Source organism: Roseivivax jejudonensis (assembly GCF_900172265.1).
Lineage (GTDB): Bacteria > Pseudomonadota > Alphaproteobacteria > Rhodobacterales > Rhodobacteraceae > Roseivivax > Roseivivax jejudonensis.
Genome location: NZ_FWFK01000001.1, coordinates 545,227 through 570,645, shown reverse-complemented (window position 1 = coordinate 570,645; position 25,419 = coordinate 545,227). Strand labels below are relative to the sequence as shown.

Genomic DNA, 25,419 nt, shown 5'->3' with positions numbered 1-25,419 from the left:
TCGTTCTTGATCCTTCCCGGTGGGGTGCTGCGCGCCGTGCCGGTTCCGGCCCGCGGCGTGGATCAGTCATCGCATCGCGTTCGTGTTGCGCGCAAGAGGTTGAGATCGCGTTACGTCGCGGGCGTGCTGTCGGGGTCGTCCGTTCCGGCCGCGGTCGGGACAGCGCCCGGCCAGCCGCCCGGTGTCGCGAGGCCGAGCGCGGCGAGTTGCGCGGGACCGGTGTAGCGGACGGAACCTGCGTGATGCAGCGTCGGCGCCGCCTCGACCGAGACGTAGTAATCCGCGAACATCTCGGGCGTGTGGAAATGTTCGCCGCGCGCGCGTTCGCGCGCCGCCCGCGCCGGTGCGTCGGGCAGGAACTTGGTGTGGAGCAGCACGCCCGACGGACACATGCCGCCCGGGCCGTCGTAGAGCGCATTGAGCCGCGGCGGCAGCGCCGAATGCGTCGAGTTGACGTAGACGTGCCGGCGGTTCCACCGCATCAGCGGGATCTTGTTGAGCGTGGGCGAGCGCCGGGGCGCATCGGCGAAGAACGCCCGTTCCCGCGCGCCGCCCTGTGTCCAAAGGTTGCCCATTGGCCGCTGGCGCACGCTGCGATAGGGGCCGGCGTCGAAATGGCGGAGCACCTCGGTCGGGTCCTGCCCGGGCGTGTAGCGCACGGCATCGAGCGGGCCTGCGGGATAGAGGTCGAGCATCAGCGCGCCGAAGCCGGACAGGCCCTGCCGGTCGAGCCAGCGCGTCAGCGCCGGCAGGTCCGTCCGGTCGCAGCCGGGATAGACGAGAAGTTCGTCGGCATCGACCGTCAGGCACCAGCGCCCGTGGCCGTGACGCATCCGCAGCCAGCCGCACCAGTCGAGCCCGAAGCGTGCCGCGCGGTAGCGCGCGGTCGTGTGCCAGAGCGACACGTCGGGCTGGTCGACGAGGAGCGCGCGCGTGTCGTCGTCGCTGTCGTTGTCGTTGTCGACCACCAGGAAATGTCCGACGCCGAGCGCGCGGTAATGCGACAGGAAATATGGCAGGCGCAGCGCCTCGTTGCGCACGACGGTGAAGGCCAGAACCACGCCCGGGGCGATCGTTCGGGTGCGGTCGGCCACCGGTGTCAGCGCGTGGCGCGCCCGCAGAGCCCGCCACAACAGCCGCCGGCGCATCCAGCGCAGGCGAAACGCCTCGGCCACGCTGCGCCGGACGCGCTCGGCCGGGTCAGCTTCGGGTCTGCTGCCAGCGCCACGCATCCGCGATCATCCGCGCGAGGGTCGAGCGGCCCGGCACCCACCCCAGTTCCTCTTCGGCGCGCGTCGATCCCGAGACGAGCTTGGTCGCGTCACCGGCGCGGCGCGGGCCTTCGCCGTGGGGCACGTCCTCGTTGGTGACCGCGCGAGAGGCGTCGATCACCTCGCGCACCGAGAAGCCACGCCCGGTGCCGAGGTTGAAGACCCGGCTGCCCCGGCCCTCGCGCAGCCAGGACAGGCCGAGCACGTGCGCATCGACCAGATCGCAGACATGCACGTAGTCGCGGATGCAGGTGCCGTCGGGCGTGTCATAGTCGGTGCCGTGGATGGTCAGCGCGTCGCGCTTGCCCTGGATCGCCTCCAGCATCACCGGGATCAGGTGTGTCTCGGGCTCGTGCGCCTCGCCGATCTCGGCGTCGGGATCCGCACCGGCGACGTTGAAGTAACGGAAGATCACCGATTGCAGGCCGTGCGCCGCCTCGAAATCCCGCAGCATGTCCTCGATCGCGCGCTTCGACGCGCCGTAGGCGTTGAGCGGTTGCTGCGGCGTGTGCTCGTCCAGCACGACGTTGTCGTGTTCGCCGTAGGTCGCGCAGGTCGACGAAAATACGAAGTGCGGCACGCCGGCCGCGACCGTCGCCTCCAGCAGGTTGAGCGAGCCCGCCACGTTGTTGCGCCAGTATTTCGCCGGGTTCGACATCGCCTCGCCCACGAGGCTGAGCGCCGCGAAATGCATGACCGCGACGGGCGCATGCTCGGCAAAGGCCGCGTCGAGCCTGTCGCGGTCGAGCAGGTCGCCCTCGACGAAGGGCCCGTACTTGACCGCCCAGTCCCAGCCGGTGGCAAGGTTGTCGTAGGTGACAGGGGTGTAGCCTGCCGCCTTCAGTGCCTTGCAGGCATGCGAGCCGATGTAGCCGGCGCCGCCGGTGACGAGCACGTTCGCCATGTCGGTCGGTTACTCCGCCGCCTTGTCGGCCGCCACCACCTCGTGGAGGTAGCGCCGCAGGTCGCCGCCCAGATCCTCGCGCTCGAGGCCGAAGGCGACGGTCGCCTGGAGGAAGCCCGCCTTCGATCCGCAGTCGAAGCGCCGGCCGTTGAAGCGCAGGCCGTAGACGCCCTCGGAGCCGCCGATCTCCTGCGCGATCGCGTCGGTCAGCTGGATCTCGCCGCCTGCGCCTTCCTTCATCCTGTTGAGGTTCTTCAGGATCTGCGGCGACAGGATGTAGCGGCCGATCACCGCCAGGTTGGACGGGGCGTCATCGACTTTCGGCTTTTCCACCATGCCCTTGACCGAGACCAGCGATCCCATGTCTTCGGCCACATCGAGGATGCCGTAGGACGACGTCTTTTCGCGCGGCACCTCCATCGCGGCGACCATGTTGCCGCCCGAGGTCTCGTAGGCTTCGACCATCTGCTGAAGACACGGCGTGCCGCCCGAGATCACGTCGTCCGGCAGCATGACGGCAAAGGGTTCGTCGCCGATGAGCCGGCGGGCGCACCACACGGCGTGGCCGAGACCGAGCGCCTTGTGCTGGCGGACATAGGCAATTTCGCCCGAGTCCATGTTCGTCGACTTGAGGATGTCGAGAAGGTCGTCCTTCTCCTTCGCCTTGAGCTCCTGCTCGAGCTGCGGGGCGTGGTCGAAATAGTCCTCGAGCGCGCCCTTGCCGCGCGACGTCACGAAGATGAACTCCTTGATCCCGGCGGCCCGCGCCTCGTCGATGGCGTATTGCACGAGCGGCCGGTCGACGAGCGTCATGATCTCCTTCGGCACGGATTTCGTGGCCGGCAGGAACCGGGTCCCGAGACCGGCGACCGGAAAGATCGCCTTGGTTACCTTGTTCGACATCTCACTCTCCTCAGCTTCCGTGCCAGCCTAACGCCTCGGGCCCGGTTTTGCATGCGCGGCCGGCGCGAGACCACCGAAAAAACGGATAGGTCGCGTATCCATAGGGGGACGTGGCCGGGCCGAACGGGGCGTGGGGCCCCTGCCCAACCGGGACGGCGGCCGGTTCGGCAGGGTATCGCGTCGCGCGCCCGTCACCCGGCTGCGCTCAGCCCTTCTGAAGCTTCACGCCGGGGGCGTAGGCGATGAAGTAGGGATTGGCGAAGCCCGGCTTGCCGTAGGAGAGCGGCGTGTGATCGTCGAAGCGCACGACGCGGCCGCCCGCGCCCATCAGCACGGCGTGGCCCGCAGCGGTGTCCCATTCCATCGTGCGGCCGAGACGCGGATAGAGATCGGCCTCGCCCGTGGCGACGAGGCAGAACTTGAGCGACGAGCCCGCCGACGTCATGTCCTTCACCGAGTACTTGCCGATGTAGGAGTCCGTGGCCTCGTCCCGGTGCGATTTCGACGCCACGACCATCAGCGCGCCGTTGTCCGGATCGGACACGCGCAGCGGCTTCGTTTCGCCGGCCTCGTCCTTGTCGAAGGGGCCGGTTTCCTCGACCGTGCTGCCGACGCTGTCGGTGTAGAACAGACGCCCCTTGGCCGGCGCATAGACGACGCCGCGCGACGGCACGCCATCCTCGACCAGCGCGATGTTCACGGTGAAATCGCCACGGCGATTGACGAATTCCTTCGTGCCGTCGAGCGGATCGACGATCAGGAAGGTCTCGACATCCTGGTCGTGGCTGTCGGCCTGTTCTTCGGTCACCAGCGCAACGTCAGGAAAGGCCGCGCGCAATCCGGCGGAGATCAGCGCGTCGGCGGCTTCGTCGGCGGCGGTTACGGGGCTGTCGTCCGACTTTGTCTTCACCTCGAAATCGTAGGCGTCGTAGATCTCCATGATCGCGTCGCCGGCCTCGAGCGCCAGGCGCCGCAGAACGGGGGTCAGATCGGAATAATTCAAGGTCTCGCCCTTTCCATGGCACATTGCGCGGGTTCATTGATCGCGAATATCCGCCCCCTTATGCTGGGCCTGCCGCGCCGCGGCAACCATGCGCGCGACCGGCGCGCCGGCACGAGGACGGCGGGGCAGGGCAGAAGCCGGGCGCGACCCGGCGCGGGCGACAGGCGGCGGCGACGGCCGCCATCGGCCACAGAGAGGCGGGACGAGCGACGATGTTCGAGGCACGCAAGCCGCGCAACCAGGTCGGATCGGCCTACATGCTGGCCGAGACGGTCTATCACGCCTCGGTCCGATCGGTGCGCAAGTCGCACGGCAACGCCGTGCTCGCCATCGGCCTGAACATCATGCAGGCGGTGATCTTCGTCACCATCTTCTACTTCATGTTCATGATCCTCGGGCTGAAGGGCGTCTCCATGCGGGGCGACTTCCTGCTCTACATCATGACCGGGGTGTTTCTGTTCCTGACCCATACCAAGAGCGTGGGCGCGGTATCGTCGGCCGAAGGGCCGACCTCGCCGATGATGCAACACGCACCGATGACGACGGCGGTGTCGATCCTGTCGGCGATGCTGTCGACGCTTTACGTGCAAATCCTGAGCCTCGTGGTCATCCTGTTCGTCTACGACGCGCTGCTCAATCCAGGCGTCCTGGCCGAGATCGTCGACCCGATCTCGGCGCTCGGCATGCTGCTTCTGGCGTGGTTCTCAGGCGCGGCGATCGGTATGGTTTTCCTCGCCGCAAAACCGTGGGCGCCGACCTTCGTCGGTCTGCTCAGCACGGTCTACCAGCGGGCCAACATGATCGCGTCCGGCAAGATGTTCGTCGCCAATGCGCTGCCGCCGACGATGCTGCAGCTCTTCGATTGGAACCCGCTGTTCCACGCGATCGACCAGTGCCGGGGCTATACCTTCGTCAACTACTTCCCGCGCAATTCGAGCTGGGAGTACGCGCTCTGGTTCGCGCTGGTCGCGCTGATGATCGGGCTGATGGGCGAATTCTACACCCGTCGCCACGCCTCGGCGTCGTGGGGCGCGCGGCGATAGCCCGCCGGTCGGGCCACGCGACCGTTGCCGAGCGCGCCTGACCATGCGTAAGCTCTGCGCATGACACGATTTACCCTGGTCCTCGCCGCCGCGCTTGCGTCGGTCGCCACCGCCTTCGCCGCCGGGCCCGCTTCCGCGCAGGAGGGCGCCGCCGTCATGCCATCCGATGCTCCGACTCTGCCCGCTCTGCACGCGGTCACCGGCGTCGTGCCGGGCGATGTCCTGAACGTTAGGGCGGAGCCCGACCCCGAGGCCGAGAAGATCGGCGAACTGGCGGCCGACGCGATCGGGGTCGAGGTCACGGCGATCGATGCGGCGACAGGCTGGGCGCGGGTCAACACCAACGAACGCGCGGGCTGGGCCTCTCTCGACTTCCTTTCGCCCGAGGAGGGCGGCGCGCTGCCCGACGTCGCGCGGCTGAGCTGTTTCGGGACCGAGCCGTTCTGGACGCTCGACGTGGACGCCGGCGGACTGTCGAACTTTTCCGAGCCCGAGAGCGAGGCGCTGTTCCTGACCGGCCCGGTGCAGACGGGCGAGGGGCGGACGGGCCGCTACGGCGTGACCGGCGGCGCGGCCGGGCGGCAGCTGGCGCTGGCGATCACCGTGACGGGATGTTCCGACGGCATGTCCGACAGGCTCTACGGGCTCGACGCGGCGCTTATCCTCGGCGGCAGCGGGTCGCGGATGCTGTCGGGCTGCTGCTCTCTCGAGACGCCGGATTGATCAGGTCACCACGCGCAGGGTGAGGTTGATCCGCCCGCCCTGCGGCAGAAGGGTCGATGAGCCGAACCGGATGCGGTCGACGCCGTGATGGCGCAACCGCGCCTCTCCGCCCATGACCACGACGTCGCCGGAGCCCAGCCAGACCGATTCCGTCTTGCCGCCACGCTCCGTGTTGCCCATGCGGAACAGGCCATCGTCGCCCAGCGACACCGACACGACCGGCTGGTCGAAATCGGCCTCGTCGCGATCCTGATGCAGACCCATCCGGGCGCCCTCTCCGTACCAGTTGACGAGACAGCACTCGGGCGCGCGCGCCTCGGGCACCACGGCGGTCCAGATCGCCATGATCTCGTTCGGGATCGGCGGCCACGGCTGGCCGTCGGGGTGCGTTTCCGCGTAGCGATAGCCGCGCCGGTCGGTGATCCAGCCGAAGCGACCCGCCGCGCTCATCCGCACCGACATCGGCCGCCCGCGCGGCGTCACCGGCTGAAACAGCGGTGCGATGCGCAGCACGCCACGCAGTGCCTCGACGACGCGGATCTGCGCCGCGCGGTCGAGATGGCCGGGGTGGATGCGGAAACCGCGGATCTCCAGCGTGTCGGTCATGGGCGCAGTCTTTGCCGTCGCGAGCGCCGGATGCAAACCGGGAGCGGCCGGAATTTCCCGGCAATTTCCGGGAACCGCCGGCCGGGGGCTGCTTGCAGGCCAAAATGTCGCTCCTTATATACCGCTCGAACGCGGGAGCGAGCCGTATGGCACCCGCCTCACACACCGGGGCCGGACGCCGGAACGGGTCTGCGCCTCGGGGATTCGCCTTGAAGTCAAAAAGGGAACGAAACGATATGGGCAAAGTTATCGGCATCGACCTCGGCACCACCAACAGCTGCGTCGCCATCATGGATGGCAGCCAGTCGAAGGTGATCGAGAACGCCGAGGGCGCACGCACCACGCCGTCGATCGTCGCTTTCACCGATGACGAGCGGCTCGTCGGCCAGCCGGCCAAGCGCCAGGCGGTGACCAACCCGACCAACACGATCTTCGGCGTCAAGCGCCTGGTCGGTCGTCGTCAGGACGATCCGGATCTGGCGAAAGACAAGAAGAACATGCCGTACGAGATCATCGACGGCGGCAACGGCGACGCTTGGGTCGAAGCGAAGGGCGAGAAGTACTCCCCGTCCCAGATTTCCGCCTTCATCCTGCAGAAGATGAAGGAAACCGCCGAGAGCTATCTCGGCGAAGAGGTCACGCAGGCGGTCATCACCGTCCCGGCCTACTTCAACGACCAGCAGCGTCAGGCCACGAAGGACGCCGGCAAGATCGCCGGTCTCGAGGTGCTTCGCATCATCAACGAGCCGACGGCCGCCGCGCTGGCCTACGGGCTTGACAAGAAGGACAGCAAGACGATCGCGGTCTACGACCTCGGCGGCGGCACGTTCGACGTGACCATCCTCGAGATCGATGACGGCCTGTTCGAGGTGAAGTCGACGAACGGCGACACGTTCCTCGGCGGTGAAGACTTCGACATGCGGATCGTCAATTACCTCGCCGACGAGTTCAAGAAAGAGAACCAGGTCGATCTCACGCAGGACAAGATGGCGCTCCAGCGCCTGAAGGAAGCAGCTGAAAAGGCGAAGATCGAGCTGTCCTCGGCGAGCCAGACCGAGATCAACCAGCCGTTCATCTCGATGGGCTCCAACGGTCAGCCGCTGCACATGGTGATGAAGCTGACCCGTGCGAAGCTCGAGAGCCTTGTGAACGACCTGATCAAGGCATCGATCAAGCCGTGCCAGGCGGCGCTGAAGGATGCCGGCCTGTCGACGGACGACATCGACGAGGTCGTGCTGGTCGGTGGTCAGACCCGGATGCCGAAGGTGATGGAAGAGGTCACCAAGTTCTTCGGCAAGGAGCCGCACAAGGGCGTGAACCCCGACGAGGTCGTTGCCATGGGTGCGGCGATCCAGGCCGGCGTTCTGCAAGGTGACGTCAAGGACGTGGTCCTTCTCGACGTGACCCCGCTGTCGCTCGGCATCGAGACGCTGGGTGGCGTGTTCACCCGCCTGATCGACCGCAACACGACGATCCCGACGAAGAAGTCGCAGATCTTCTCCACGGCGGAGGACAACCAGAACGCCGTGACGATCCGCGTCTTCCAGGGTGAGCGCGAGATGGCGTCCGACAACAAGATGCTCGGGCAGTTCAACCTCGAGGACATTCCGCCGGCACCGCGCGGCATGCCCCAGATCGAGGTGACCTTCGACATCGACGCGAACGGCATCGTGCACGTCGCGGCGAAGGACAAGGGCACGAACAAGGAGCAGAAGATCACCATTCAGGCCTCGGGCGGTCTGTCCGACGAGGATATCGACAAGATGGTGAAGGATGCCGAGGAGAACGCGGAGGCCGACAAGAAACGCCGTGATCTCGTCGATGCCCGGAACCAGGCCGAAAGCCTCATCCACTCGACCGAGAAGTCGATGGAAGAGCACGGCGACAAGGTCGATCCGTCCACGATCGAAGCGATCGAGCTGGCCATTGCCGCGCTGAAGGACGAACTGGAAAACGACGACGCGGAGAAGATCCGCGCCGGGATTCAGAACGTCACCGAGGCTGCGATGAAGCTCGGCGAGGCGATCTACAAGTCCCAGTCCGCCGAGGGCTCTTCCGAGGACGCGCCGGAAGCGTCGGACGAAGCGCAGAGCGGCTCGGGTGACGACGACATCGTCGATGCCGACTTCGAGGATCTCGACGACAGCAAGCGGGCCTGAGCCTTTTGCCCGCGGAACCCAGACAGGGCCGGTCCGGACGCCGGACCGGCCCTCGTCCGTTCCGCGTGCCCGCTTGCCCCAGAAGGAGGGCATGAATGTCCAAGCGTGACTATTACGACGTGCTCGGCCTCCAGAAGGGCGCCTCGGCGGACGACATCAAGAAGGCCTACCGTCGCAAGGCCAAGGAACTGCATCCGGACCGCAACGCCGACAATCCCGAGGCGGAGACGCAGTTCAAGGAGGCGAACGAGGCCTACGACGTCCTCAAGGATCCCGAGAAGAAAGCGGCCTATGACCGGTTCGGTCATGCGGCGTTCGACGGCGGCATGGGCGGCGGCGGCGGCCCGCGTCCGGGTGCCGGTGGCTTCGGCGGCGGTCAGGGCGACTTCGCCTCGGCCTTCTCCGACGTGTTCGACGACCTGTTCGGCGATTTCATGGGCGGCGGACGTGGCGGCCGCAGCCGTGCCGCGCGCGGCTCCGACCTGCGCTACAATCTGCGTGTGACACTGGAAGAGGCCTATAACGGCCTGACCAAGACGATCACCGTTCCGACCTCGGTCCAGTGCGACGCGTGCACGGGATCGGGCGCCGAGGGCGGTGCCGAGCCGACCACCTGCCCGACCTGCTCGGGCATGGGCAAGGTGCGGGCGACGCAGGGCTTCTTTACGGTCGAGCGGACCTGCCCGACCTGTTCGGGGCTGGGCCAGATCATCAAGAACCCGTGCAACACCTGCGGCGGCAACGGCCGCGTGCAGAAGGAACGTGCGCTGAGCGTGAACGTGCCGCCGGGCGTCGAGACCGGCACCCGGATCCGTCTCGCCGGAGAGGGCGAGGCCGGAGTGCGCGGCGGACCGCCGGGCGATCTCTACATTTTCGTGGAGGTCACGCGGCACGAGATCTTCGACCGCGACGGCGTGAACCTGCAATGCCGCGTGCCGGTGTCGATGGCGACGGCCGCGCTCGGCGGCGACATAGAGGTGCCGACGATTGCCGGCGGGCGGTCGCGCGTGTCGATTCCCGCGGGGTCGCAATCCGGTCGCCAGATGCGTCTGCGCGGCAAGGGGATGCCGGCCCTGCGCGGGGGCGGGCACGGCGACATGTTCATCGAGCTTGCGGTGGAAACGCCGGTCAACCTGACCGCGCGGCAGAAGGAATTGCTCAAGGAGTTCGACTCCCTGAGCGAGGACAACAACCCCGAGTCCAAGAGCTTCTTCAAGAGCGTGAAGAGCTTCTGGGACGCGATGAAAGGGTAAGCGCCGGTTCGGACACGCTCCGGGGGAGCGTGTCCGACGCAAATGGGTGAAGCCCTGAGCCACAGGAAAAGAGCCTCGGCATTGCTGGGGCTCTTTTCGTTTCACCGGTCCCCCGCTTGAACCGTAGGGCGGACACCGGCCACGCATCGAGCCCGCCCCGCGGGCCGAGGCGCAATCCGTCGCGTGCTTGGTCCGAACCTCGGAGCGACATCAGCGAAAGGCAAACGGAGCGCCCAGTATCCGGTGCCAGCTCGCTCCGGCGCGCGACCGGCCCGCAAAGAAATGGCCCGGATGCGGGGAACTGCATCCGGGCCACAAGGGAACACATGAGGGATGCCTCGGAGATCAGGCGGCCTTGCGCTCGTGCGTGCCTTCCTCAATCTCTTCGACGATCTTGTTAACAAACGCGTCGAGATCGCCCGGGTTCCGGCTGGTCACGATACCGTTGTCGGCGACGACGGTCTGGTCGACCCAGTGCGCGCCGGCGTTCTTCACGTCCGTGGCGATGGACTTATACGACGTTGCCTGGCGGTCCTTCAGGATGCCCGCCTCGACGAGGATCCACGGCGCGTGGCAGATCGCGGCGATGGTCTTGCCCTGGTCGAAGAAGGCGCTGACCGCGGTCATGACCTTGTCGTTCACGCGCAGGATGTCGGGGTTGATCTGGCCGCCCGGCAGGACGAGCGCATCGTAGTCACCCGGGTTCACGTCCGAGATGGACATATCGACCGGAACCGTCCGGCCCCAATCGTCGCCATCCCAGCCCTTGATCGTCTCGCCGTCGAGCGAGGCGACATGCACGCTCGCGCCACGGTCCTTGAGTTGGTCGCGCGGGACCTCGAGCTCGGATTGCTCGAACCCGTGGGTTGCGATGATGAGGATCTTCGCTTCGTTGATCTGGGGCATGCTTGCCTCCTGTGACGTCTGGTTTCGGGGCGCGGCTTGCATCGGCCGCGGTCATCCGGAAAACGCCGTGGACGGTGACCCCGTTCCCTTGGTCAGAGCGTCGCGGCGAGCCGCGTGCCCTGATCGATTGCGCGCTTCGCGTCGAGTTCTGCCGCAACGTCCGCGCCGCCGATGACGTGGACGGCAACACCCTTCGCCTCGAGCGCGTCGGCGAGCCCGCGCTCGCTGACCTGGCCTGCGCACAGCACGACTGTGTCGCATTCCACGACCTCGGGCCTCTCGCGCGCCTCGCCGTACGAGATGTGCAGGCCCTCGGCGTCGATGCGCTCGTAGTTCACGCCCGTCTTCATCTGCACGGCCTTCATCTGCAGTCCGGCGCGATGGATCCAGCCGGTGGTCTTGCCCAGCCGCTTGCCGGGTTTCTCGGCCTTGCGCTGCAGCATCGTGACCTGCCGCGCGGGCGCGTGCGGCTGCGGGCCGTCGGGCGACAAGCCGGAGCGCGCCGCGTCGGGATCGGTCACGCCCCATTCGCGCATCCAGTCGGGCAGCGAGGTGGTCGGGCTCTGACCGTCCATGACGAGGAACTCCGACACGTCGAAGCCGATCCCGCCGGCGCCGACGACGGCGACGCGCTTGCCCGCGGTCGCGCGCCCGGTGAGCACGTCGACGTAGCTGACGACGTTCGGCGCATCCTGACCGTCGATCTCCGGATCGCGGGGAAGAACGCCGGTGGCGACGACTACCGCGTCGTAGCCCTCGAGCGTTTCGGCGTTTGCCTCCGCGCCCAGTCGCGTCTCGACGCCGTGGCGCTCGATCATCGTGTGGAACCAGTCCACGAGGCCCCAGAACTCCTCCTTGCCGGGGATCTGCTTGGCCATGTTGAGCTGCCCGCCGATCTCGTCGGCCTTGTCGAAGAGCGTGACGGCGTGCCCGCGCTCGGCCGCGGTGAGCGCCGCGGACAGGCCGGCCGGGCCGGCCCCGACGACCGCCACGCGTTTCGGTGTGTCCGTCGGCTCGATCAACAGCTCGGTCTCGTAGCAGGCGCGCGGGTTGACGAGGCAGGACGAGATCTTGCCCTGGAACGTGTGGTCGAGGCACGCCTGGTTGCATGCGATGCACGGCGCGATCTCGGCGGCGCGGCCCTCGGCCGCCTTTGTCACGAAGTCCGCATCGGCGAGCCACGGGCGCGCCATCGACACCATGTCGCCGCAGCCGTCGGCGAGCACCTGCTCGGCCACGTCGGGCGTGTTGATCCGGTTTGACGTGATGATCGGAATGCCGACCTTGCCCATGAGCTTCTTGGTGACCCAGGCAAAGGCCGCGCGTGGCACCGAGGTGACGATCGTTGGCACGCGGGCTTCGTGCCAGCCGATCCCGGTGTTGAGGATCGTCGCGCCGGCGGCCTCGACCGCGCGGGCGAGTTGCACCACCTCGTCGTGGGTGGAGCCTTCGGGCACGAGATCGATCATCGAGATGCGGAAGATCAGGATGAAGTCCGGGCCCACGGCCTCGCGTACGCGGCGCACGATCTCGACCGGCAGCCGCATCCGGTTCTCGTAGGAGCCGCCCCAGCGATCGGTGCGCTTGTTGGTGTGCGTCACGAGGAACTGGTTGATGAAGTATCCCTCGGATCCCATCACCTCGACCCCGTCATAACCGGCCTCCTGCGCGCGGCGGGCGGCGGTCACCATGTCGGCGATCTGCTTCTCGATCCCGTCTTCGTCGAGTTCGTTCGGCGGGAAGGGCGAGATCGGCGACTTGACCGGCGACGGGGCGACGCATTCGGGACCGTAGGCGTAGCGCCCGGCGTGCAGGATCTGCATCGCGATCTTGCCGTCGGCCTCGTGCACGCGGTCCGTCACCATGCGGTGGTGCGCGATGTCCTCGTCGGTGAAGAGGCCCGCCGCGCCGGGAAAGACGCCGCCTTCGCGGTTCGGGGCCATGCCGCCGGTGACCATCAGCGCTGCGCCGCCGCGGGCGCGTGCGGCGTAGAATTCCGCCACCCGGTTCCAGTCGCCGGTTTCCTCGAGGTTGGTGTGCATCGAGCCCATGAGCACGCGGTTCTTCAGCGTGGTGAACCCGAGGTCCAGCGGCGACAGCAGATGCGGGTAGAGAACGGTCATGTGCGGGCCTCCCTTGCCTTGCGGCGCAAGGTTCCACGAAGCCCGCGGGGTGTCGATGTCAACGTGACGTCAGGGCCGGTCACGTCAAGTACCGCCCTCACGCCACGGGTCCCGTTACTCCACGGTTATGGTGATGACCTCGGACGTCACCGGCGGATCGTGCGGAATGTGGCTCCAGTCGCCGAGGACGAGTTGCAGCGTGTGGTCACCGGGTTCGAGTTCGACGGAGGTTTCGGTCTGCCCACCGCCGAAATGCACGTGGTTGTCATCGGCCGGGAGCGGTTCGCTCGTCTCACCCTCGGCGCCTTCGCCGAAGGGCGGGCGGTCGATCAGCAGGTGATGATGTCCGGTGCCGTCGGCCTCGGTGCCGGCCGGCGCGACGCCCATCCCCGACAGGCCGAACACCACGCGGACCGGCGAGGACACGGTCGCGCCGTCTGCCGGTTCGACGAAGTAGACCTCGGCCCCCTCGGGCGCCGCCGTCTGCTGCGCGGCGAGCGGACCGGCCAGCGCAAGCGTAAAAGCTGTGATTGTACGTGCGAACATTGAATTCCCCTCCCAGTGGATTGTTGCTGACCCTAGGGTAACATGCGATCCGCTGTTTCGGCGCCTCAAACATTGCTGACTATCACCCCCCTATTGTCGGCGCCCAGCCGTGTTTCTGCCTTGTTTCGCCGTCATATCCGAAGACCGGACGAAGGGATTTACGAAGGAGACGCGCATGGACCGGCTCACCGAAATGGAGGCGTTCGCCACCGTGGTGGATCAGGGCGGGTTCACCGACGCCGCCAAGAAGATGGGGATATCGAAATCCGCCGTCTCGAAGCATGTCTCCTCCCTCGAGGCGCGGCTCGGCGCGCGCCTTCTCAATCGCACCACCCGGCGGGTCAGCCCGACGGAGATCGGGCTGGCCTACTACGATCGGGCGCGACGCGTCCTGAACGATGCGGGCGAGGCCGATGCGCTGGTGACGTCGATGCAGTCGGCCCCGTCGGGGCTGTTGCGGATTTCGGTGGCCACGGATTTCGGCGTGAACCACCTGTCGCCGGTACTTGGCGACTTCCTCGCCGAGTTTCCGGACATCACCGTGAACATGGTCCTGAACAACCGCTACGTGGAGCTGATTTCCGAGGGCTTCGACATGGCCGTGCGGATCGGCGAGCTCGAGGATTCGACGCTGCGGGCGCGCAAGCTCACGGAGACGACGAAGCGGATGATTGCCGCGCCGTCGTATTTCGAGCGGTTCGGCCGGCCCAACCGGATCGACGACCTGAACGAGCACAAGCTGCTGCACTACTCCAACCAGGCCTCCGGCAATGTCTGGAAGGTCACCGCGCCGTCGGGCGAAAAGCGCCAGATCCGCACGGCCGGGTGGCTGTCGGTCAATGACGGCCAGTCTCTGCTCAATGCCTGCATCGCCGGGCTCGGCATCGCCTACCTGCCGTCGTTCCTCTATGCCGACGCGATGGAGAAGGGACTGGTCGAGGATGCGATCCCCGATCTGCCGGTCGAGACGCAAGGCATCTACGCCGTCTACCCGCCGGGCCGCTTCACGCAGCCCAAGGTGCGGGCCTTCATCGATTTCCTCGTGCACGTCTTCGGCGACAAGGGTCCCGTCGACTGGTAATTCCCTCGCCCGCCTCGGGCATGCCTGACGCCCCGGTCCGACGACCGGGGCGCTTTTTTCGTGGCTCCGTTCAGCGGCGGCCTTCGCGGAGCCACGCGCCGAGGATGAGCCCGGACGCGAGCAGCAGCACGAGCCAGGCGGGCAGGGCCGGCACCTGCGTGATGTCCATCGTCTCGTACGCGTCGCGCGGGGTGATACCGATCCAGCCGCGCCCGGCAGCCGGGCGGCCGGGGCTGACCTCGCGGATATCCGGCAGGCCCTCAGCCAGCCGCGCGACGCCGCCCTCGGTCTGGTCGATCAGCGGGTCGAGCAGGTCGCCGGTCGCGATCGTCTGCTCGAACTCGCGCGGGGCGGCAGGGCCGAGGCCGACCACGGCCTCCTGGTCGCCCTCGGCGAGGCGGTAGAGCCCGATTTGCGGTCCTTCGTAGAGCGCCTCGAAGCGGCCGGGCGCGACCTGCTCCAGCGTGACCTCCTCGGTCTCGCCATCGGGGCGGGTGACGGTGACCGGGCCGACGCTGTCGCCGAGCGTCCGGCGGATGATGCGCATGGTCTGCCCGGTGGGCTGGGCGAGAAGGGTTTCCTCCTCCAGCTCCGGCTCTTTCATCATCCAGTGCGCGAGCCGGCGCAGAAGCTCGAGCTGGGGCCCGCCGCCTTCGTAGCCGCGCGACCAGAGCCATGCCTGATCGGATGCCATGAGGGAGACGCGCCCCTCGCCCACGCGGTCGAGCACGAGCAGCGGGCGGTCGTCGATCCCGGACATCACCACCTCGGAATCGTCGGTCGGCATGACGTCGATCTGGCGCAGCCAGCTGCCCCAGCTGTCGGCATCGCCGAGGCCGGCGGTCACGGGGTGGCGTTGGCCCAGGTCGGTGATCTCGGGTCGGTAATCCTCGTCGAGGATACGGCGCGAGGGTTCGGCCGGCAGAACCTCGTTCAGCGGCGAGTTCCACAGGCTGTCGGCGGTGGCAAAGTCCGGCCCCGCCGCGACCAGCACCGCGCCGCCGTCCTCCACGTATTGCCGAACGTTGTCGAGGTAGATCGACGGCAGGATGCCGCGGCGCTTGTAGCGGTCGAAGATGATGAGGTCGAAATCCTCGATCTTCTCGAGGAAAAGCTCGCGCGTCGGAAAGGCGATGAGCGACAGTTCGTTCACCGGCACGCCGTCCTGTTTCTCGGGCGGGCGCAGAATGGTGAAATGGACGAGGTCGACCGAGCTGTCGGACTTCAGGAGGTTGCGCCACGTGCGGCCGCCGGCATGCGGCTCGCCCGAGACCAACAGAACGCGCAGCCGGTCGCGTACGCCGTTGATCTGCACGAGCGCTGTGTTGTTGCGATCGGTGATCTCGCCCTCGGCCTCGGGAACGGTGAACTGGATCACATTGAGCCCGCCATGGGGCAGGGTGATCGGCAGCTCGAAACTCTCGCCGATGGGAATGTTGAAGGTCTGCGGCGCCGCGCCGTCGACCGATATGTCCAGATCCGTGGTGGTCGCCTCCGGCGCCGCGCCCTCGTCCTCGACGCGCACGGTCAGGGTCACGGGCTCGTCGAGGATGGCGAAGGCCGGCGCGTTCTCGACGACGAGGCGGCGGTCCCAATCGTCCTCCTGCCCGGTCATCAGCAGGTGCATCGGCGCGGGCAGGTCCGGCGCCCGCTCCAGATCGTGCAGCCGCCCGTCGGACAGAAGCAGGATGCCCGCGACCTGCGCCGGCGGCTCTTCGGCGAGCGCCTCCGACAGCGCCGTCATCAGGAGCGTGCCGGCATCCTCGTCACCGTCGCCCACCTCGACCCGGCGCACCTGCGTGTTCGGGCGGTTGGCGAGCTCGGCCTCGAGCGTCGTGGCGGCGTCCTCGGTCACGCCGGCGCGTTCGGCCAGCTGTTGCGAGGCGCTGGTATCGACCACCATCAGCACGATGTCGTCGAGCGGGGCGCGGTCCTCGACCTGCCACGACGGCTGCGTCAGCGCGGCGACCAGAACCAGCGCGGCAAGCGCGCGCAGCGCCCATCCCGCCAGACCGCGCCAGAGTGCGAGGCCGATCCCGAGCGTCGCGAGCCCGGCGAGCGCGGCGATCGCGACCCATGGCAGGAGAGGATCGTAGACGAGCGTTCCGGTCATTGTCCGAGCCTGTCCAGAAGGGCCGGCACGTGCACCTGGTCCGATTTGTAGTTGCCCGTGAGCACGTGCATCACGAGGTTCACGCCGAAGCGGTAGGCGATCTCGCGCTGGCGCTCCCCCGAGAACCCGCGCCCGAGCGGCAACAGCGGCTGCCCGCTCTCGGCCACCGCCCACGCGCCGGCCCAGTCGTTGCCGCCGATGACCACGGGCGTGACGTTGTCGTTGAGATTGCGGAAGGGCATCCCCTCGACCAGTTCGGCATCGGGCGGCGCGGCCTCGACCCACACATCACGGCCGACGTAGCGGCCGGGAAAATCCTGCAGAAGGTAGAAGGTCCGCGTGAGAACGTGATCCTGCGGCACCGGCTCCAGCGGCGGAATGTCGAGCGGCTGCGCGAGCTCCTGCAACTTGCGCCCGTTGGGCGAGGACGCGCCGAAGCCCGCGATGTCGGCATCGCGCGTGTCGAACAGGATCATCCCGCCCGAGCGGAGGTATTCGTTCAGCTTGGCATAGGCTTCGGTCGACGGTGTCGGCTGATCGGGGGTCACCGGCCAGTATAGCAGCGGGAAGAATGCCAGCTCGTCGGTTTCCAGATCCACGCCGATCGGCGGCCCGGGTTCGACCGACGTGCGGAAGAAGAGCGTGTCGGACAGGCCCTGCAGACCCGCCGCGGCGACCTCGTCGATGTCGTCATCGCCGGTCAGGACGTGGGCGAGCGTGACCTCGGCCGTCGCCGCGATGGCAAAGGCGTCGCCGTCATCGGCTTCGGTCACGTCCTGCGCGTCGGCGCCGGTGGGAGCCATCAGCGCCGCCACCGCGAGCGCCGCCGCCACGGGGGCCGCGCGGGCGCCGCGCAGCCGGCCGCTGAGCGCGAGGGAGGCGAGGATATCGGCAAAGAGCATCAGGATCGCGAGGGCGAGAAGCCAGCCCGCCAGCGGTTGCTCCTCCGGCCCGGCGAGCCCCTCGACCGTGATCCGGTCGGGCCAGACCGTCGGGCGCAGCTCGGTGTCCGCGGTCACCACGTTGCGCGCGAGGCTGCGATCCTCTCCGCTGTAGAGCCCCGGGCGGAGATCCGGTCCCAGAGGGTCGCTGGCCAGCGCCTCGCCCGCGACGCCGGGCAGGGTGCCGGCATCGCGCAGCTCTCCGAACGCGTCGAGCACGAGCTCGGGCTGCCACGTCGTGCCCTCGAGTTCGTCGACTTCGGGCTGCGCGGGCATCGAGGAGACCGCCAGACGCTCCAGCATCGACACGAACAGGCCCGACAGAGGCAGAGTCGACCACTCGGCATTCGCTGTGACGTGGAACAGCACGACTTGCCCGTCGCCCACCCGCTTGCGCGTGACGAGCGGCGTGCCGTCCGACAGCTGCGCCACCACGCGGGACGCGAGCGAGGGGTCCGGCTGCGCCATCACCTGCGCGCTCACCGTGACCTCCTCGGGGATCTCCAGCCCGAAGAAGGGGCTTTCGGCGTCGAAGGGCGCGAGCGTCTTCGGCTCGCCCCAGCTCATCGCGCCGCCGACGCTGCGCCCGCCCGCCCGCAGGCGCACCGGCATCAACGGATCCTCGTCGCCGCGGCTGACATCCGACGCCGCAAGGCGCGGGCCGGCGAAGCGAACGAGCAGCCCGCCGCCCTCGACCCACTCGCGCACCGTCCCGGCATCGCCGCCGAGCGTGGCGACGTCGGCCAGCACGATCACGTCGGGATTGGCGGGCAGGACATCCGTCAGCGCCCCATCGATGAGCTCGGCCGTCGGGGCGAGCGCGCGTTCGAGGTAATGCAGGGGCGAGAGCAGCTCGAGCCCCTCGCGGTTCTCCGTGCCGGCGATGAGCGCGACCTCGCGCCGGCGCAGGCTGTCGTCGGACAGGGTCAGCGCACCGGCGCTGGAGCTCGTCGCGACCTCGAAGCGGTCGACCCGCGCGCGCAGTTCGGCCGGCAGCGACAGCGCGCCCTCGGCGATCACAGCGCCATCGGCAAAGGTCATCGGCAACGTCGCGAGCGTGGCCGGGTTACCGGCTGGATCGCGCCCCTCGGCGTTGACGGTGACCTCGCGCTCCGGCCCGGGGCGGAGCCGCTTGAGCGTGAGCGCGACATCGCCGCCGTCGAAGCGCGCCGGCGCCAGGGCATACAAACTCTGCGGGCTTTCGTAGACGGTGACGCGGCCCGAACCTTCGAGCGCGTCGAGCAGCGCCTCGCGTCCGTCGCGCGCAATTCCGTCGGAGAACCAATAAGTGTCGAACGGCGCCTGCGGAAGAAGCTCGGCCGCGCGACCCATGCGGGCCGCGTCGGGCTCCCACGGCTCGGGGCGGATTCCGGACAGCCGCTGGCGCAACGCGCCGGCGGATTGGAAGCTGACCGTTTCGGGCGCAGTCAGGCGCATCAGCGCCACCGGCCGATCGTCTCGCGCGGCTTGTGAGAGCATCGCATCGAGCGATTCTTCGCGGGCACGCCAGTCCGCGGCGCTCGCCCAGCTTGCGTCGGTCACGATCAGAAGCGGCCGGTCGCCCGCCGTTTCGGCATCGGTTTCGGGGTTCAGGATCGGCCCGGCGAGGCCGATGATCACCGCCGCGACGGCGAGCATCCGCAGCAGCAGCAACCACCAGGGCGTGCGGTCGCTGACCTGTTCTTCGTCCTTGAGCCCAAGGAGCAGCACAACGCCGGGAAACAGCCGGCGGACCGGCGCGGGCGGCACCGCGCGCAGCAGAATCCACAGCACCGGCAGGGCAAGAAGCCCGAGCAGGAGCCAGGGAGTGGTGAAACCGATCGCGCCGAAAAGGGTCATCCGTGGGCTCCGTCCATGGCGCGCCAGACCCACAGAAGGGCGGACTGCGCGGGGCCGTCGGTGTGGTGGCATTCGTAGTGCCACCCGGTCAGCCGGGCCAGTGCGGTGAGGCGCTCCTTGCGCTCGGCCAGACGGTCGAGATAGCGCGACCGCAGATCACCCGCTTTCAGGGTTTCGTGCGCGACGCCGCCGCCGACGGACTGGAAGATCGTGCGCCCCTCGAAGGGGAACGCCTCTTCGGACGGGTCGAGCACCTGCAGCAGCACCCCGCGCACGCCACGATCAGCCGCCTTGGTCAGCGCGGCCTCGATCGGCGCGATGTCACCGAGGAAGTCCGATATGAACATCGCGCGCGCATGGGGCAGCATGCCGCGCGCTTCGGGCGCCGCGTAATCCTCGGCCTCGTCGCTGGCGAAGGCGTGGGCGAGCCGCAGGATCTGCGGGCGTCCGCCGCGCGGCGGCAGGGCCCAGCCGGTGAGGCCCACACGCTCGCCCCCCCGGATCAGCAGGATCGTCGTCGCCAGAGCGACGAGCCGCGCACGGTCGGCCTTGGTGGGCAGTTTGTCGGTCGAATTGAAGCGCATCGACGCCGCGCGATCGACCCACATCAGGACCGATTGCGCGATCTGCCATTCGCGGTCGCGCACGTATTGCGCGTCGCCGCGCGCCGAGCGGCGCCAGTCGATCGCGCGGTAGCTGTCGCCCGCGGCCATCGGCCGATACTGCCAGAAATCGTCGCCGAGACCCGCGCGCCGCCGCCCGTGCTCGCCGAGGAGCACGGTCCCCGCGAGGTTCTCGGCGCGGGCGAGGAGCGCGGGAAGGTCGCTGGCTTCTTCCTCGGCGTGCTGGCGCAGGGTCAGCGGTTCGTTCACGCAGCCGCCTCGGCGCGGATCAGGCCCTCGCTGACACTGTCGATGAGGCTGCCCAGATCCTCGCCCCGTGCGCGGGCCGAGAATGTGAGCGCCATGCGGTGGACGAGCACCGGGCGCGCCATATCGATCACGTCCTCCGGGGACGGCGCGAGCCGGCCCTGCAGAAGCGCGCGGGCGCGCACCGTGAGCATGAGCGCCTGCGCCGCGCGCGGGCCGGGGCCCCATGCAACGAGATCGCGCACGCGCTCGGGCGCCGATGGGTCGGTGGGACGGAAGGTCCGCACAAGGTCGAGGATCATCTCGACCACCGACTCGCCGACCGGCATGCGGCGCAGGAGATGCTGCGCGGCCATGAGCGAGGCCCCGTCGAATACCTGGTGCGCCTCGGCCTCTTCGGTGCCGGTGGTCGCGAGAAGGATGTCGCGCTCGGTCGTGCGGTCGGGATAGGCCACGTCGATCTGTACGAGAAAGCGGTCGAGCTGCGCTTCGGGCAGGGGATACGTGCCCTCCTGCTCGATCGGGTTCTGCGTCGCGAGGACGTGGAACGGCAGCTCGAGCTTGCGGGTTTCCCCGGCGACCGTCACCGCCTTTTCCTGCATCGCCTGAAGCAGTGCCGACTGCGTACGCGGGCTGGCGCGGTTGATCTCGTCCGCCATCAACAGCTGGCAGAAGATCGGCCCCTCGATGAACTTGAAGGCGCGCGCGCCGTCGGCGCCGGTTTCCAGAACCTCGGAGCCTAGAATGTCGGCCGGCATCAGGTCCGGGGTGAACTGCACGCGGTTGCCGTCGAGACCCATCACCGTCGACAGCGTCTCCACGAGGCGGGTCTTGCCGAGGCCCGGCAGGCCGATCAGGAGGCCGTGGCCGCCGCAAAGCAGCGCGGAGAGGGTGAGGTCGACGACACGCTCCTGCCCGATGAACCGGCGGGTGATCGCCGCCTTGGCTTCGGCGAGCTTCGCCTCCAGCGCTTCGATCTCGGCGACCAGATCCTCGGTCTCGGCCATGGCGGAATGTCCTTTCGCGACTACGTCTGCGGAAATGGTATCGTGACGTGGAAGAATGGCAAAAGTTATGACTTCACAAAATTCCGTGACGCCGTCCGCAGACGGCATTGCTGCCTCCGCACGCGCCGCGGCGGGCAAGGGCCTGCCTCCCGTGCACGATTGGAACCCGCCGTTCTGCGGCGATCTCGACATGAGAATCGCGCGCGACGGCACATGGTTCTACCTCGGCACGCCGATCGGCCGCTTCGGCCTCGTGAAGCTGTTCTCGTCGATACTCAAGCGTGAAGATGGCAAATACTTTCTTGTCACGCCGGTGGAAAAGGTCGGCATCACCGTCGACGACGCGCCTTTCGTCGCCACCGATTTCGTGGTCGAGGGCGCCGGGGCGGAGCAGACCCTAACCTTCGTGACGCATGTGGGTGACCACGCGGTCGCCGGCCCCGATCACCCGATCCGCGTGGAACGCGACGCCGAAACGGGCGAGCCGTCGCCCTACGTTCTGGTGCGCGACGACCTCGAGGCATTGATCGATCGCAAGAGCTTCTACCGCCTGGCCGAGATCGGCGAGCACGAGGAGGTCGACGGGAAGAGCTGGTTCGGGCTGCGCTCGTCCGGCGCGTTCTTTCCGATGATTCCCTCGGCAGAACTGCCCGAGTAGAGCCGGCGCGCCGTGCGAGGCCCCGATGACGGGACCGCACGACGCGCGTTCCTCACAACCTCGCCGAGCCGAGGCGGTGCGAAGAGGCGGCCTCGGCCCTGACGGGCACGGGCGTGCCGCCGCCACCACCGTGGCCTTCGCTCTCGGCCATCAGGAAAAGCCGCGCGCCGGTCTGCGCGCCCGCGAAGACGATGCCGTTGAAGAACCACAGCAGGAAGAGCGGGAGCATCCCCTCGGGCGAGGTGGAGATCAGTCGCCAGAGCCCGGCCACGTCGAAGAGGAGCAGGAGCGCCACGAAGATCGCGGCGAGGCCGAATCCCGCCAGCGCGTGACGGACGAAGAAGGCGACAAGCGGGGGCAGGCTGGGCATGGGACGCTCCGATGCGGGCACGTGGGACGTGAAGTAGCGCACCATTCCCCGACGTCATGCATGGCGCGGCACGACATCAATCCCCGAGCTTGGCGTGCACCTCGTCGAGGTCGATCTCGCCCACGGGCATCTTGTTGGCCGGGTCGTCGAAATCGTAGCGGAAGAGCTCGAAGTCGCGCCAGTAGATTTCCTTGACCAGGTGCATCGCGAGATCGTCGAAATACGCCTCGACCGGGTGCGCGCGCTTGGGGCCGTGCCCTTCGCTTTCGTTGAAGCGCGGGATCGCGCCAAGGTCGATCGCCTGCGGCGTCTGCACCGCGTTCAGGACCTCCTGCATCCCGTCATTGAATCGCTCGGTCCAGAAGATGTGATTGTAGCGCCCGCCGTTCACGATGAAGGTCGAGATGTGCCCCGACATCGACGACCAGTGGATGTCGGGCTCCATCGGTCGACGCCAGCGGATCGTGTCGCGCACGAACAGCAGGAACCGCCGGAAGCTCTTGATCTGGTCGAACTCCTCGCGCCCGTCGGGGCCGCCGACCTCGATCCCGTATTTCTGGATCAGCAGCGGCACGAGGTTACCGCGATAGCGCTTGCCGTTGCGCTGGATGCCGCAGATCTTGTCGAAGAACGACGACAGCACCCGCGTGTAGGGGTTTCGCACGCACGTGAAGGCGTAGGACGAGCGCGTCTTCACGTTGGCACGGATCGCCGCCTGGCTGTCCTCGATCGCCCACTTGTGAAGCCCGCCGGTGGCATCGTGGATGTCGCCCTCGAAAAACCGGCCGTGGTCGGAATAATACATGATCTGCCCGATGGTCGAGCAGGCGCATTTCGGGACGACCCGATACACCATGCTCTCGCTCTCGGTCATCCAGGTGCCCGGAAAGCCCATGCCTGCCCCCTCGCCACGTCCGTGCCGCCCGCGCCCGGCGTTATCGGCACCCGGTCCGCATGCGGCAAAAAAGGAAACGAAGCGTATTCATTCAATGCCCATTTCTTATTATCAACATAAACAATCAGACGAAAAGAGGGCAGCAGTCACGGGCCATGGCAAAGATCGCCTTCATCCTTCTGTGCCACAAGGACCCCGACGCGATCATCAAGCAGGCGCAGAGCCTGACCGCCGTGGGCGACTACATGGCGATCCATTTCGATGCCCGCGCGCCCGCCGCGGCCTACCAGGCGATCCGCGCGGCGCTCGCGGGCAATCCCAACGTCGTCTTCGCGCGCAAACGCGTCCGCTGTGGCTGGGGCGAATGGAGTCTCGTGCAGGCCACGCTGCTCGCCGTCGAGGCGGCGGTCGACGCCTTCCCGCGTGCGACGCATTTCTACATGCTCTCGGGCGACTGCATGGCGATCAAGTCGGCGGAATACGCGCACGACTTCCTCGACCGGCGCGAATGCGACTACATCGAGAGCTTCGATTACTTCAAGTCGGACTGGATCAAGACCGGCTGGAAGGAAGAGCGGCTGATCTACCGGCACTGGTTCAACGAACGCACCCAGAAACGCGCCTTCTATGCGATGTTCGAGGCGCAGAAGCGCCTCGGCCTCACCCGGCCGATCCCCGACGACATCGAGGTGATGATCGGCAGCCAGTGGTGGTGCCTGCGCCGCCGCACCATCGAATGGGTGCTCGACTTCGTGAAGCGCCGCCGCGACGTCGTCCGCTTCTTCGCGACGACGTGGATCCCGGACGAGACGTTCTTCCAGACGCTGGTGCGCCATCTCGTTCCCGAAACCGAGATCGAGAGCCGCACCCTCACCTTCCTGATGTTCACCGATTACGGCATGCCGGTGGTGTTCTACAACGATCACTACGACCTGCTGCTGAGCCAGGATTTCCTGTTCGCGCGCAAGGTCAGCCCGCTGGCGACCGAGCTGAAGCGCCGGCTCGGCGTGCTCTACGCCTCGGAGGGCGCGCGCTTCCAGATCTCCAACGAGGGACGGTCGCTGTTCAAGTTCCTGACCGGCCGCGGCCGCATCGGCCGGCGCTTCGCGCCGCGCTTCTGGGAAACCGAGAGCACGCTCGGCCGCGAGCGCGAACTGCTGATCGTGGTCTGCAAGAAATGGCACGTGGCCAAGAGGCTGGTGGACCGCATTCGCCAGCTCACGAACGTGCCCTGCATCGAGTACCTGTTCAACGAGGAGGCGACCCCGCTGCCCGATCTCGGCGGCATCCAGTCGACGCTGGGCAAGCGGCACCGCCACCGCCGGGCGCTGATGCGGATGCTCTTCGACTATTACGAGAGCGACCGGCTGATCGTCTGCATGGATCCCTCGAATCTCGACCTGCTCGAGGATTTCTGCAACGACCGTGCGCTCACGCGGGTGCTCGAGGTCGAGTGCCAGTTCTCCGACAGCTACCTGATCGGGCACGCGATGCGCGTGGGCCTCGCGGGCGAGCGCACGCCGCAGGAGACGCTCAACCGCCTCTTGCCGACCATTCGCAACGACATGGTGCACGAAAGCGACCGGATCCGCGATCGCGAGTTCCAGAACTACACCCGCATGCGCGAGCTCGACGCGCCCGAGGCCAATGCCGAACCGCTTGCGCGCTTCCTCGGCGTCGGGCAGGACAAGGCGCACGAGATCGCCGCCACCAGCTACCTGTTCGCCGATTGAGGAGCCCCATGGCCTACGCCTACGACCCCGACAACATCTTCGCGAAGATCCTGCGCGGCGAGATCCCGAACGACACGGTGCTGGAGACCGAGCACAGCCTCGCCTTCCGCGACATCCGCCCGCAGGCGCCCACGCATGTGCTGGTCATCCCCAAAGGCTCCTACGTCAGCTTCGATCACTTCGCCCGGGACGCCACGGAGGCCGAGATCCTCGATTACATGCGCACCATCGGCGAGGTCTGCCGGATGGAGGGCGTGGAGGAGGACGGCTTCCGGCTGATCTCGAACGCCGGCGGCCACGGCGTGCAGGAGGTGCCGCACCTCCACGTCCACATCCTCGCCGGCCGCCCTCTCGGCCGCATGCTCCAGCCCGCCTGAGCGGCGGCCGGGCCACCCGGGCGCGTGCCGCATAACGGGGCCGATCCCGGCCGGGATGGTCGTGCGCCTCTCCGGAACAGGTGACCGCGCGCCGGG

At 67.8% G+C, this 25,419-nt stretch carries 22 protein-coding genes; 8 read left to right on the top strand and 14 right to left on the bottom strand.

The window, feature by feature from the left end; translation table 11 throughout:
• Positions 1-110: 110 nt before the first annotated feature.
• The 4 genes from ROJ8625_RS02840 to cysQ form a co-directional block, all read right to left on the bottom strand.
• On the bottom strand, positions 111-1,232 hold the full coding sequence (locus ROJ8625_RS02840; protein WP_085790319.1) for a glycosyltransferase family 2 protein: 1,122 nt from the start codon (positions 1,230-1,232) through the stop codon (positions 111-113).
• Positions 1,201-2,175, bottom strand: coding sequence for a UDP-glucose 4-epimerase GalE (gene galE / locus ROJ8625_RS02835; protein ID WP_085790318.1), 975 nt, complete (start codon positions 2,173-2,175; stop codon positions 1,201-1,203). Before galE ends, ROJ8625_RS02840 begins: the two co-directional genes overlap by 32 nt.
• 9 nt (positions 2,176-2,184) lie before the next feature.
• Positions 2,185-3,078 (bottom strand): UTP--glucose-1-phosphate uridylyltransferase GalU, encoded by an 894-nt coding sequence (gene galU / locus ROJ8625_RS02830; RefSeq protein ID WP_085790317.1) that lies wholly within the window; start codon positions 3,076-3,078, stop codon positions 2,185-2,187.
• 205 nt (positions 3,079-3,283) lie between these two features.
• Positions 3,284-4,105 carry a 3'(2'),5'-bisphosphate nucleotidase CysQ gene (gene cysQ / locus ROJ8625_RS02825; RefSeq protein ID WP_370738461.1) on the bottom strand — a complete coding sequence of 274 codons (822 nt, stop codon included), beginning with the start codon at positions 4,103-4,105 and terminating at the stop codon, positions 3,284-3,286.
• A 188-nt stretch (positions 4,106-4,293) separates the two neighbouring features.
• Between cysQ and ROJ8625_RS02820 the strand changes: the two genes are divergently transcribed.
• Complete coding sequence (locus ROJ8625_RS02820; protein ID WP_085790316.1) at positions 4,294-5,124, top strand: ABC transporter permease; 831 nt, start codon at positions 4,294-4,296, stop codon at positions 5,122-5,124.
• Positions 5,125-5,184: 60 nt separating this feature from the next.
• On the top strand, positions 5,185-5,847 hold the full coding sequence (locus ROJ8625_RS02815) for a COG3650 family protein (protein WP_085790315.1): 663 nt from the start codon (positions 5,185-5,187) through the stop codon (positions 5,845-5,847).
• Here the strand turns inward: ROJ8625_RS02815 and ROJ8625_RS02810 are convergent, their stop codons facing one another.
• The gene (locus tag ROJ8625_RS02810) at positions 5,848-6,453 is read right to left on the bottom strand and encodes an alpha-ketoglutarate-dependent dioxygenase AlkB family protein (RefSeq protein WP_085790314.1); all 606 of its coding nucleotides are present in this window, start codon (positions 6,451-6,453) and stop codon (positions 5,848-5,850) included.
• Positions 6,454-6,689: 236 nt separating this feature from the next.
• On the opposite strand from ROJ8625_RS02810, the gene dnaK reads away from it, so the two are divergent.
• Both dnaK and dnaJ read left to right on the top strand, forming a co-directional pair.
• On the top strand, positions 6,690-8,612 hold the full coding sequence (gene dnaK / locus ROJ8625_RS02805; protein WP_085790313.1) for a molecular chaperone DnaK: 1,923 nt from the start codon (positions 6,690-6,692) through the stop codon (positions 8,610-8,612).
• Between the two features lie 95 nt (positions 8,613-8,707).
• The gene (dnaJ, locus tag ROJ8625_RS02800; protein ID WP_085790312.1) at positions 8,708-9,865 is read left to right on the top strand and encodes a molecular chaperone DnaJ; all 1,158 of its coding nucleotides are present in this window, start codon (positions 8,708-8,710) and stop codon (positions 9,863-9,865) included.
• A gap of 345 nt (positions 9,866-10,210) precedes the next feature.
• On the opposite strand, the gene ROJ8625_RS02795 is transcribed toward dnaJ, so the two are convergent.
• The 3 genes from ROJ8625_RS02795 to ROJ8625_RS02785 all read right to left on the bottom strand — a co-directional run bounded on the left by ROJ8625_RS02795 (position 10,211) and on the right by ROJ8625_RS02785 (position 13,440).
• On the bottom strand, positions 10,211-10,771 hold the full coding sequence (locus ROJ8625_RS02795; RefSeq protein ID WP_085790311.1) for a type 1 glutamine amidotransferase domain-containing protein: 561 nt from the start codon (positions 10,769-10,771) through the stop codon (positions 10,211-10,213).
• Between the two features lie 92 nt (positions 10,772-10,863).
• Complete coding sequence (locus ROJ8625_RS02790) at positions 10,864-12,894, bottom strand: NADPH-dependent 2,4-dienoyl-CoA reductase (RefSeq protein ID WP_085790310.1); 2,031 nt, start codon at positions 12,892-12,894, stop codon at positions 10,864-10,866.
• 114 nt (positions 12,895-13,008) lie between these two features.
• Positions 13,009-13,440, bottom strand: a complete 432-nt coding sequence (locus tag ROJ8625_RS02785; protein WP_085790309.1) for a DUF4399 domain-containing protein — start codon at positions 13,438-13,440, stop codon at positions 13,009-13,011.
• 175 nt (positions 13,441-13,615) lie between these two features.
• On the opposite strand from ROJ8625_RS02785, the gene ROJ8625_RS02780 reads away from it, so the two are divergent.
• Entirely contained in the window at positions 13,616-14,521 is a 906-nt protein-coding gene (locus ROJ8625_RS02780) for a LysR family transcriptional regulator (protein WP_085790308.1), read from the top strand.
• A 70-nt stretch (positions 14,522-14,591) separates the two neighbouring features.
• Here the strand turns inward: ROJ8625_RS02780 and ROJ8625_RS02775 are convergent, their stop codons facing one another.
• From ROJ8625_RS02775 to ROJ8625_RS02760, 4 genes are read right to left on the bottom strand one after another with little or no spacing between them, the layout of a single operon-like run.
• Positions 14,592-16,634 carry a glutamine amidotransferase gene (locus ROJ8625_RS02775; RefSeq protein ID WP_085790307.1) on the bottom strand — a complete coding sequence of 681 codons (2,043 nt, stop codon included), beginning with the start codon at positions 16,632-16,634 and terminating at the stop codon, positions 14,592-14,594.
• On the bottom strand, positions 16,631-19,414 hold the full coding sequence (locus tag ROJ8625_RS02770; protein ID WP_085790306.1) for a DUF4159 domain-containing protein: 2,784 nt from the start codon (positions 19,412-19,414) through the stop codon (positions 16,631-16,633). Before ROJ8625_RS02770 ends, ROJ8625_RS02775 begins: the two co-directional genes overlap by 4 nt.
• Positions 19,411-20,286: a DUF58 domain-containing protein gene (locus ROJ8625_RS02765; RefSeq protein ID WP_085790305.1), complete on the bottom strand. Its 876-nt coding sequence runs from the start codon at positions 20,284-20,286 to the stop codon at positions 19,411-19,413. Before ROJ8625_RS02765 ends, ROJ8625_RS02770 begins: the two co-directional genes overlap by 4 nt.
• A complete protein-coding gene (locus ROJ8625_RS02760; protein ID WP_085790304.1) occupies positions 20,283-21,290 on the bottom strand; it encodes an AAA family ATPase in 1,008 nt (335 codons plus the stop codon). The genes ROJ8625_RS02765 and ROJ8625_RS02760 overlap by 4 nt, the downstream gene beginning before the upstream one ends.
• A 67-nt stretch (positions 21,291-21,357) precedes the next feature.
• Between ROJ8625_RS02760 and ROJ8625_RS02755 the strand changes: the two genes are divergently transcribed.
• Complete coding sequence (locus ROJ8625_RS02755) at positions 21,358-21,948, top strand: DUF1285 domain-containing protein (protein ID WP_085790303.1); 591 nt, start codon at positions 21,358-21,360, stop codon at positions 21,946-21,948.
• A 52-nt stretch (positions 21,949-22,000) separates the two neighbouring features.
• On the opposite strand, the gene ROJ8625_RS02750 is transcribed toward ROJ8625_RS02755, so the two are convergent.
• Complete coding sequence (locus ROJ8625_RS02750; RefSeq protein ID WP_234984147.1) at positions 22,001-22,318, bottom strand: hypothetical protein; 318 nt, start codon at positions 22,316-22,318, stop codon at positions 22,001-22,003.
• Positions 22,319-22,394: 76 nt separating this feature from the next.
• A complete protein-coding gene (locus ROJ8625_RS02745; RefSeq protein WP_085790302.1) occupies positions 22,395-23,213 on the bottom strand; it encodes a sulfotransferase family protein in 819 nt (272 codons plus the stop codon).
• 155 nt (positions 23,214-23,368) lie between these two features.
• On the opposite strand from ROJ8625_RS02745, the gene ROJ8625_RS02740 reads away from it, so the two are divergent.
• Positions 23,369-24,946 (top strand): DUF5928 domain-containing protein, encoded by a 1,578-nt coding sequence (locus tag ROJ8625_RS02740; RefSeq protein WP_085790301.1) that lies wholly within the window; start codon positions 23,369-23,371, stop codon positions 24,944-24,946.
• An 8-nt stretch (positions 24,947-24,954) separates the two neighbouring features.
• Positions 24,955-25,323: a histidine triad nucleotide-binding protein gene (locus ROJ8625_RS02735; RefSeq protein WP_085790300.1), complete on the top strand. Its 369-nt coding sequence runs from the start codon at positions 24,955-24,957 to the stop codon at positions 25,321-25,323.
• Positions 25,324-25,419 lie beyond the last annotated feature (96 nt).

What these genes read in the sequence shown, in the direction of transcription:
- ROJ8625_RS02840 (WP_085790319.1), bottom strand. Translation starts at nt 1,232, where the DNA reads ATGCGTGGCGCTGGCAGCAGACCCGAAGCTGACCCGGCCGAGCGCGTC.
- galE (WP_085790318.1), bottom strand. Translation starts at nt 2,175, where the DNA reads ATGGCGAACGTGCTCGTCACCGGCGGCGCCGGCTACATCGGCTCGCAT.
- galU (WP_085790317.1), bottom strand. Translation starts at nt 3,078, where the DNA reads ATGTCGAACAAGGTAACCAAGGCGATCTTTCCGGTCGCCGGTCTCGGG.
- cysQ (WP_370738461.1), bottom strand. Translation starts at nt 4,105, where the DNA reads ATGTGCCATGGAAAGGGCGAGACCTTGAATTATTCCGATCTGACCCCC.
- ROJ8625_RS02820 (WP_085790316.1), top strand. Translation starts at nt 4,294, where the DNA reads ATGTTCGAGGCACGCAAGCCGCGCAACCAGGTCGGATCGGCCTACATG.
- ROJ8625_RS02815 (WP_085790315.1), top strand. Translation starts at nt 5,185, where the DNA reads ATGACACGATTTACCCTGGTCCTCGCCGCCGCGCTTGCGTCGGTCGCC.
- ROJ8625_RS02810 (WP_085790314.1), bottom strand. Translation starts at nt 6,453, where the DNA reads ATGACCGACACGCTGGAGATCCGCGGTTTCCGCATCCACCCCGGCCAT.
- dnaK (WP_085790313.1), top strand. Translation starts at nt 6,690, where the DNA reads ATGGGCAAAGTTATCGGCATCGACCTCGGCACCACCAACAGCTGCGTC.
- dnaJ (WP_085790312.1), top strand. Translation starts at nt 8,708, where the DNA reads ATGTCCAAGCGTGACTATTACGACGTGCTCGGCCTCCAGAAGGGCGCC.
- ROJ8625_RS02795 (WP_085790311.1), bottom strand. Translation starts at nt 10,771, where the DNA reads ATGCCCCAGATCAACGAAGCGAAGATCCTCATCATCGCAACCCACGGG.
- ROJ8625_RS02790 (WP_085790310.1), bottom strand. Translation starts at nt 12,894, where the DNA reads ATGACCGTTCTCTACCCGCATCTGCTGTCGCCGCTGGACCTCGGGTTC.
- ROJ8625_RS02785 (WP_085790309.1), bottom strand. Translation starts at nt 13,440, where the DNA reads ATGTTCGCACGTACAATCACAGCTTTTACGCTTGCGCTGGCCGGTCCG.
- ROJ8625_RS02780 (WP_085790308.1), top strand. Translation starts at nt 13,616, where the DNA reads ATGGACCGGCTCACCGAAATGGAGGCGTTCGCCACCGTGGTGGATCAG.
- ROJ8625_RS02775 (WP_085790307.1), bottom strand. Translation starts at nt 16,634, where the DNA reads ATGACCGGAACGCTCGTCTACGATCCTCTCCTGCCATGGGTCGCGATC.
- ROJ8625_RS02770 (WP_085790306.1), bottom strand. Translation starts at nt 19,414, where the DNA reads ATGACCCTTTTCGGCGCGATCGGTTTCACCACTCCCTGGCTCCTGCTC.
- ROJ8625_RS02760 (WP_085790304.1), bottom strand. Translation starts at nt 21,290, where the DNA reads ATGGCCGAGACCGAGGATCTGGTCGCCGAGATCGAAGCGCTGGAGGCG.
- ROJ8625_RS02755 (WP_085790303.1), top strand. Translation starts at nt 21,358, where the DNA reads ATGACTTCACAAAATTCCGTGACGCCGTCCGCAGACGGCATTGCTGCC.
- ROJ8625_RS02750 (WP_234984147.1), bottom strand. Translation starts at nt 22,318, where the DNA reads ATGCCCAGCCTGCCCCCGCTTGTCGCCTTCTTCGTCCGTCACGCGCTG.
- ROJ8625_RS02745 (WP_085790302.1), bottom strand. Translation starts at nt 23,213, where the DNA reads ATGGGCTTTCCGGGCACCTGGATGACCGAGAGCGAGAGCATGGTGTAT.
- ROJ8625_RS02740 (WP_085790301.1), top strand. Translation starts at nt 23,369, where the DNA reads ATGGCAAAGATCGCCTTCATCCTTCTGTGCCACAAGGACCCCGACGCG.
- ROJ8625_RS02735 (WP_085790300.1), top strand. Translation starts at nt 24,955, where the DNA reads ATGGCCTACGCCTACGACCCCGACAACATCTTCGCGAAGATCCTGCGC.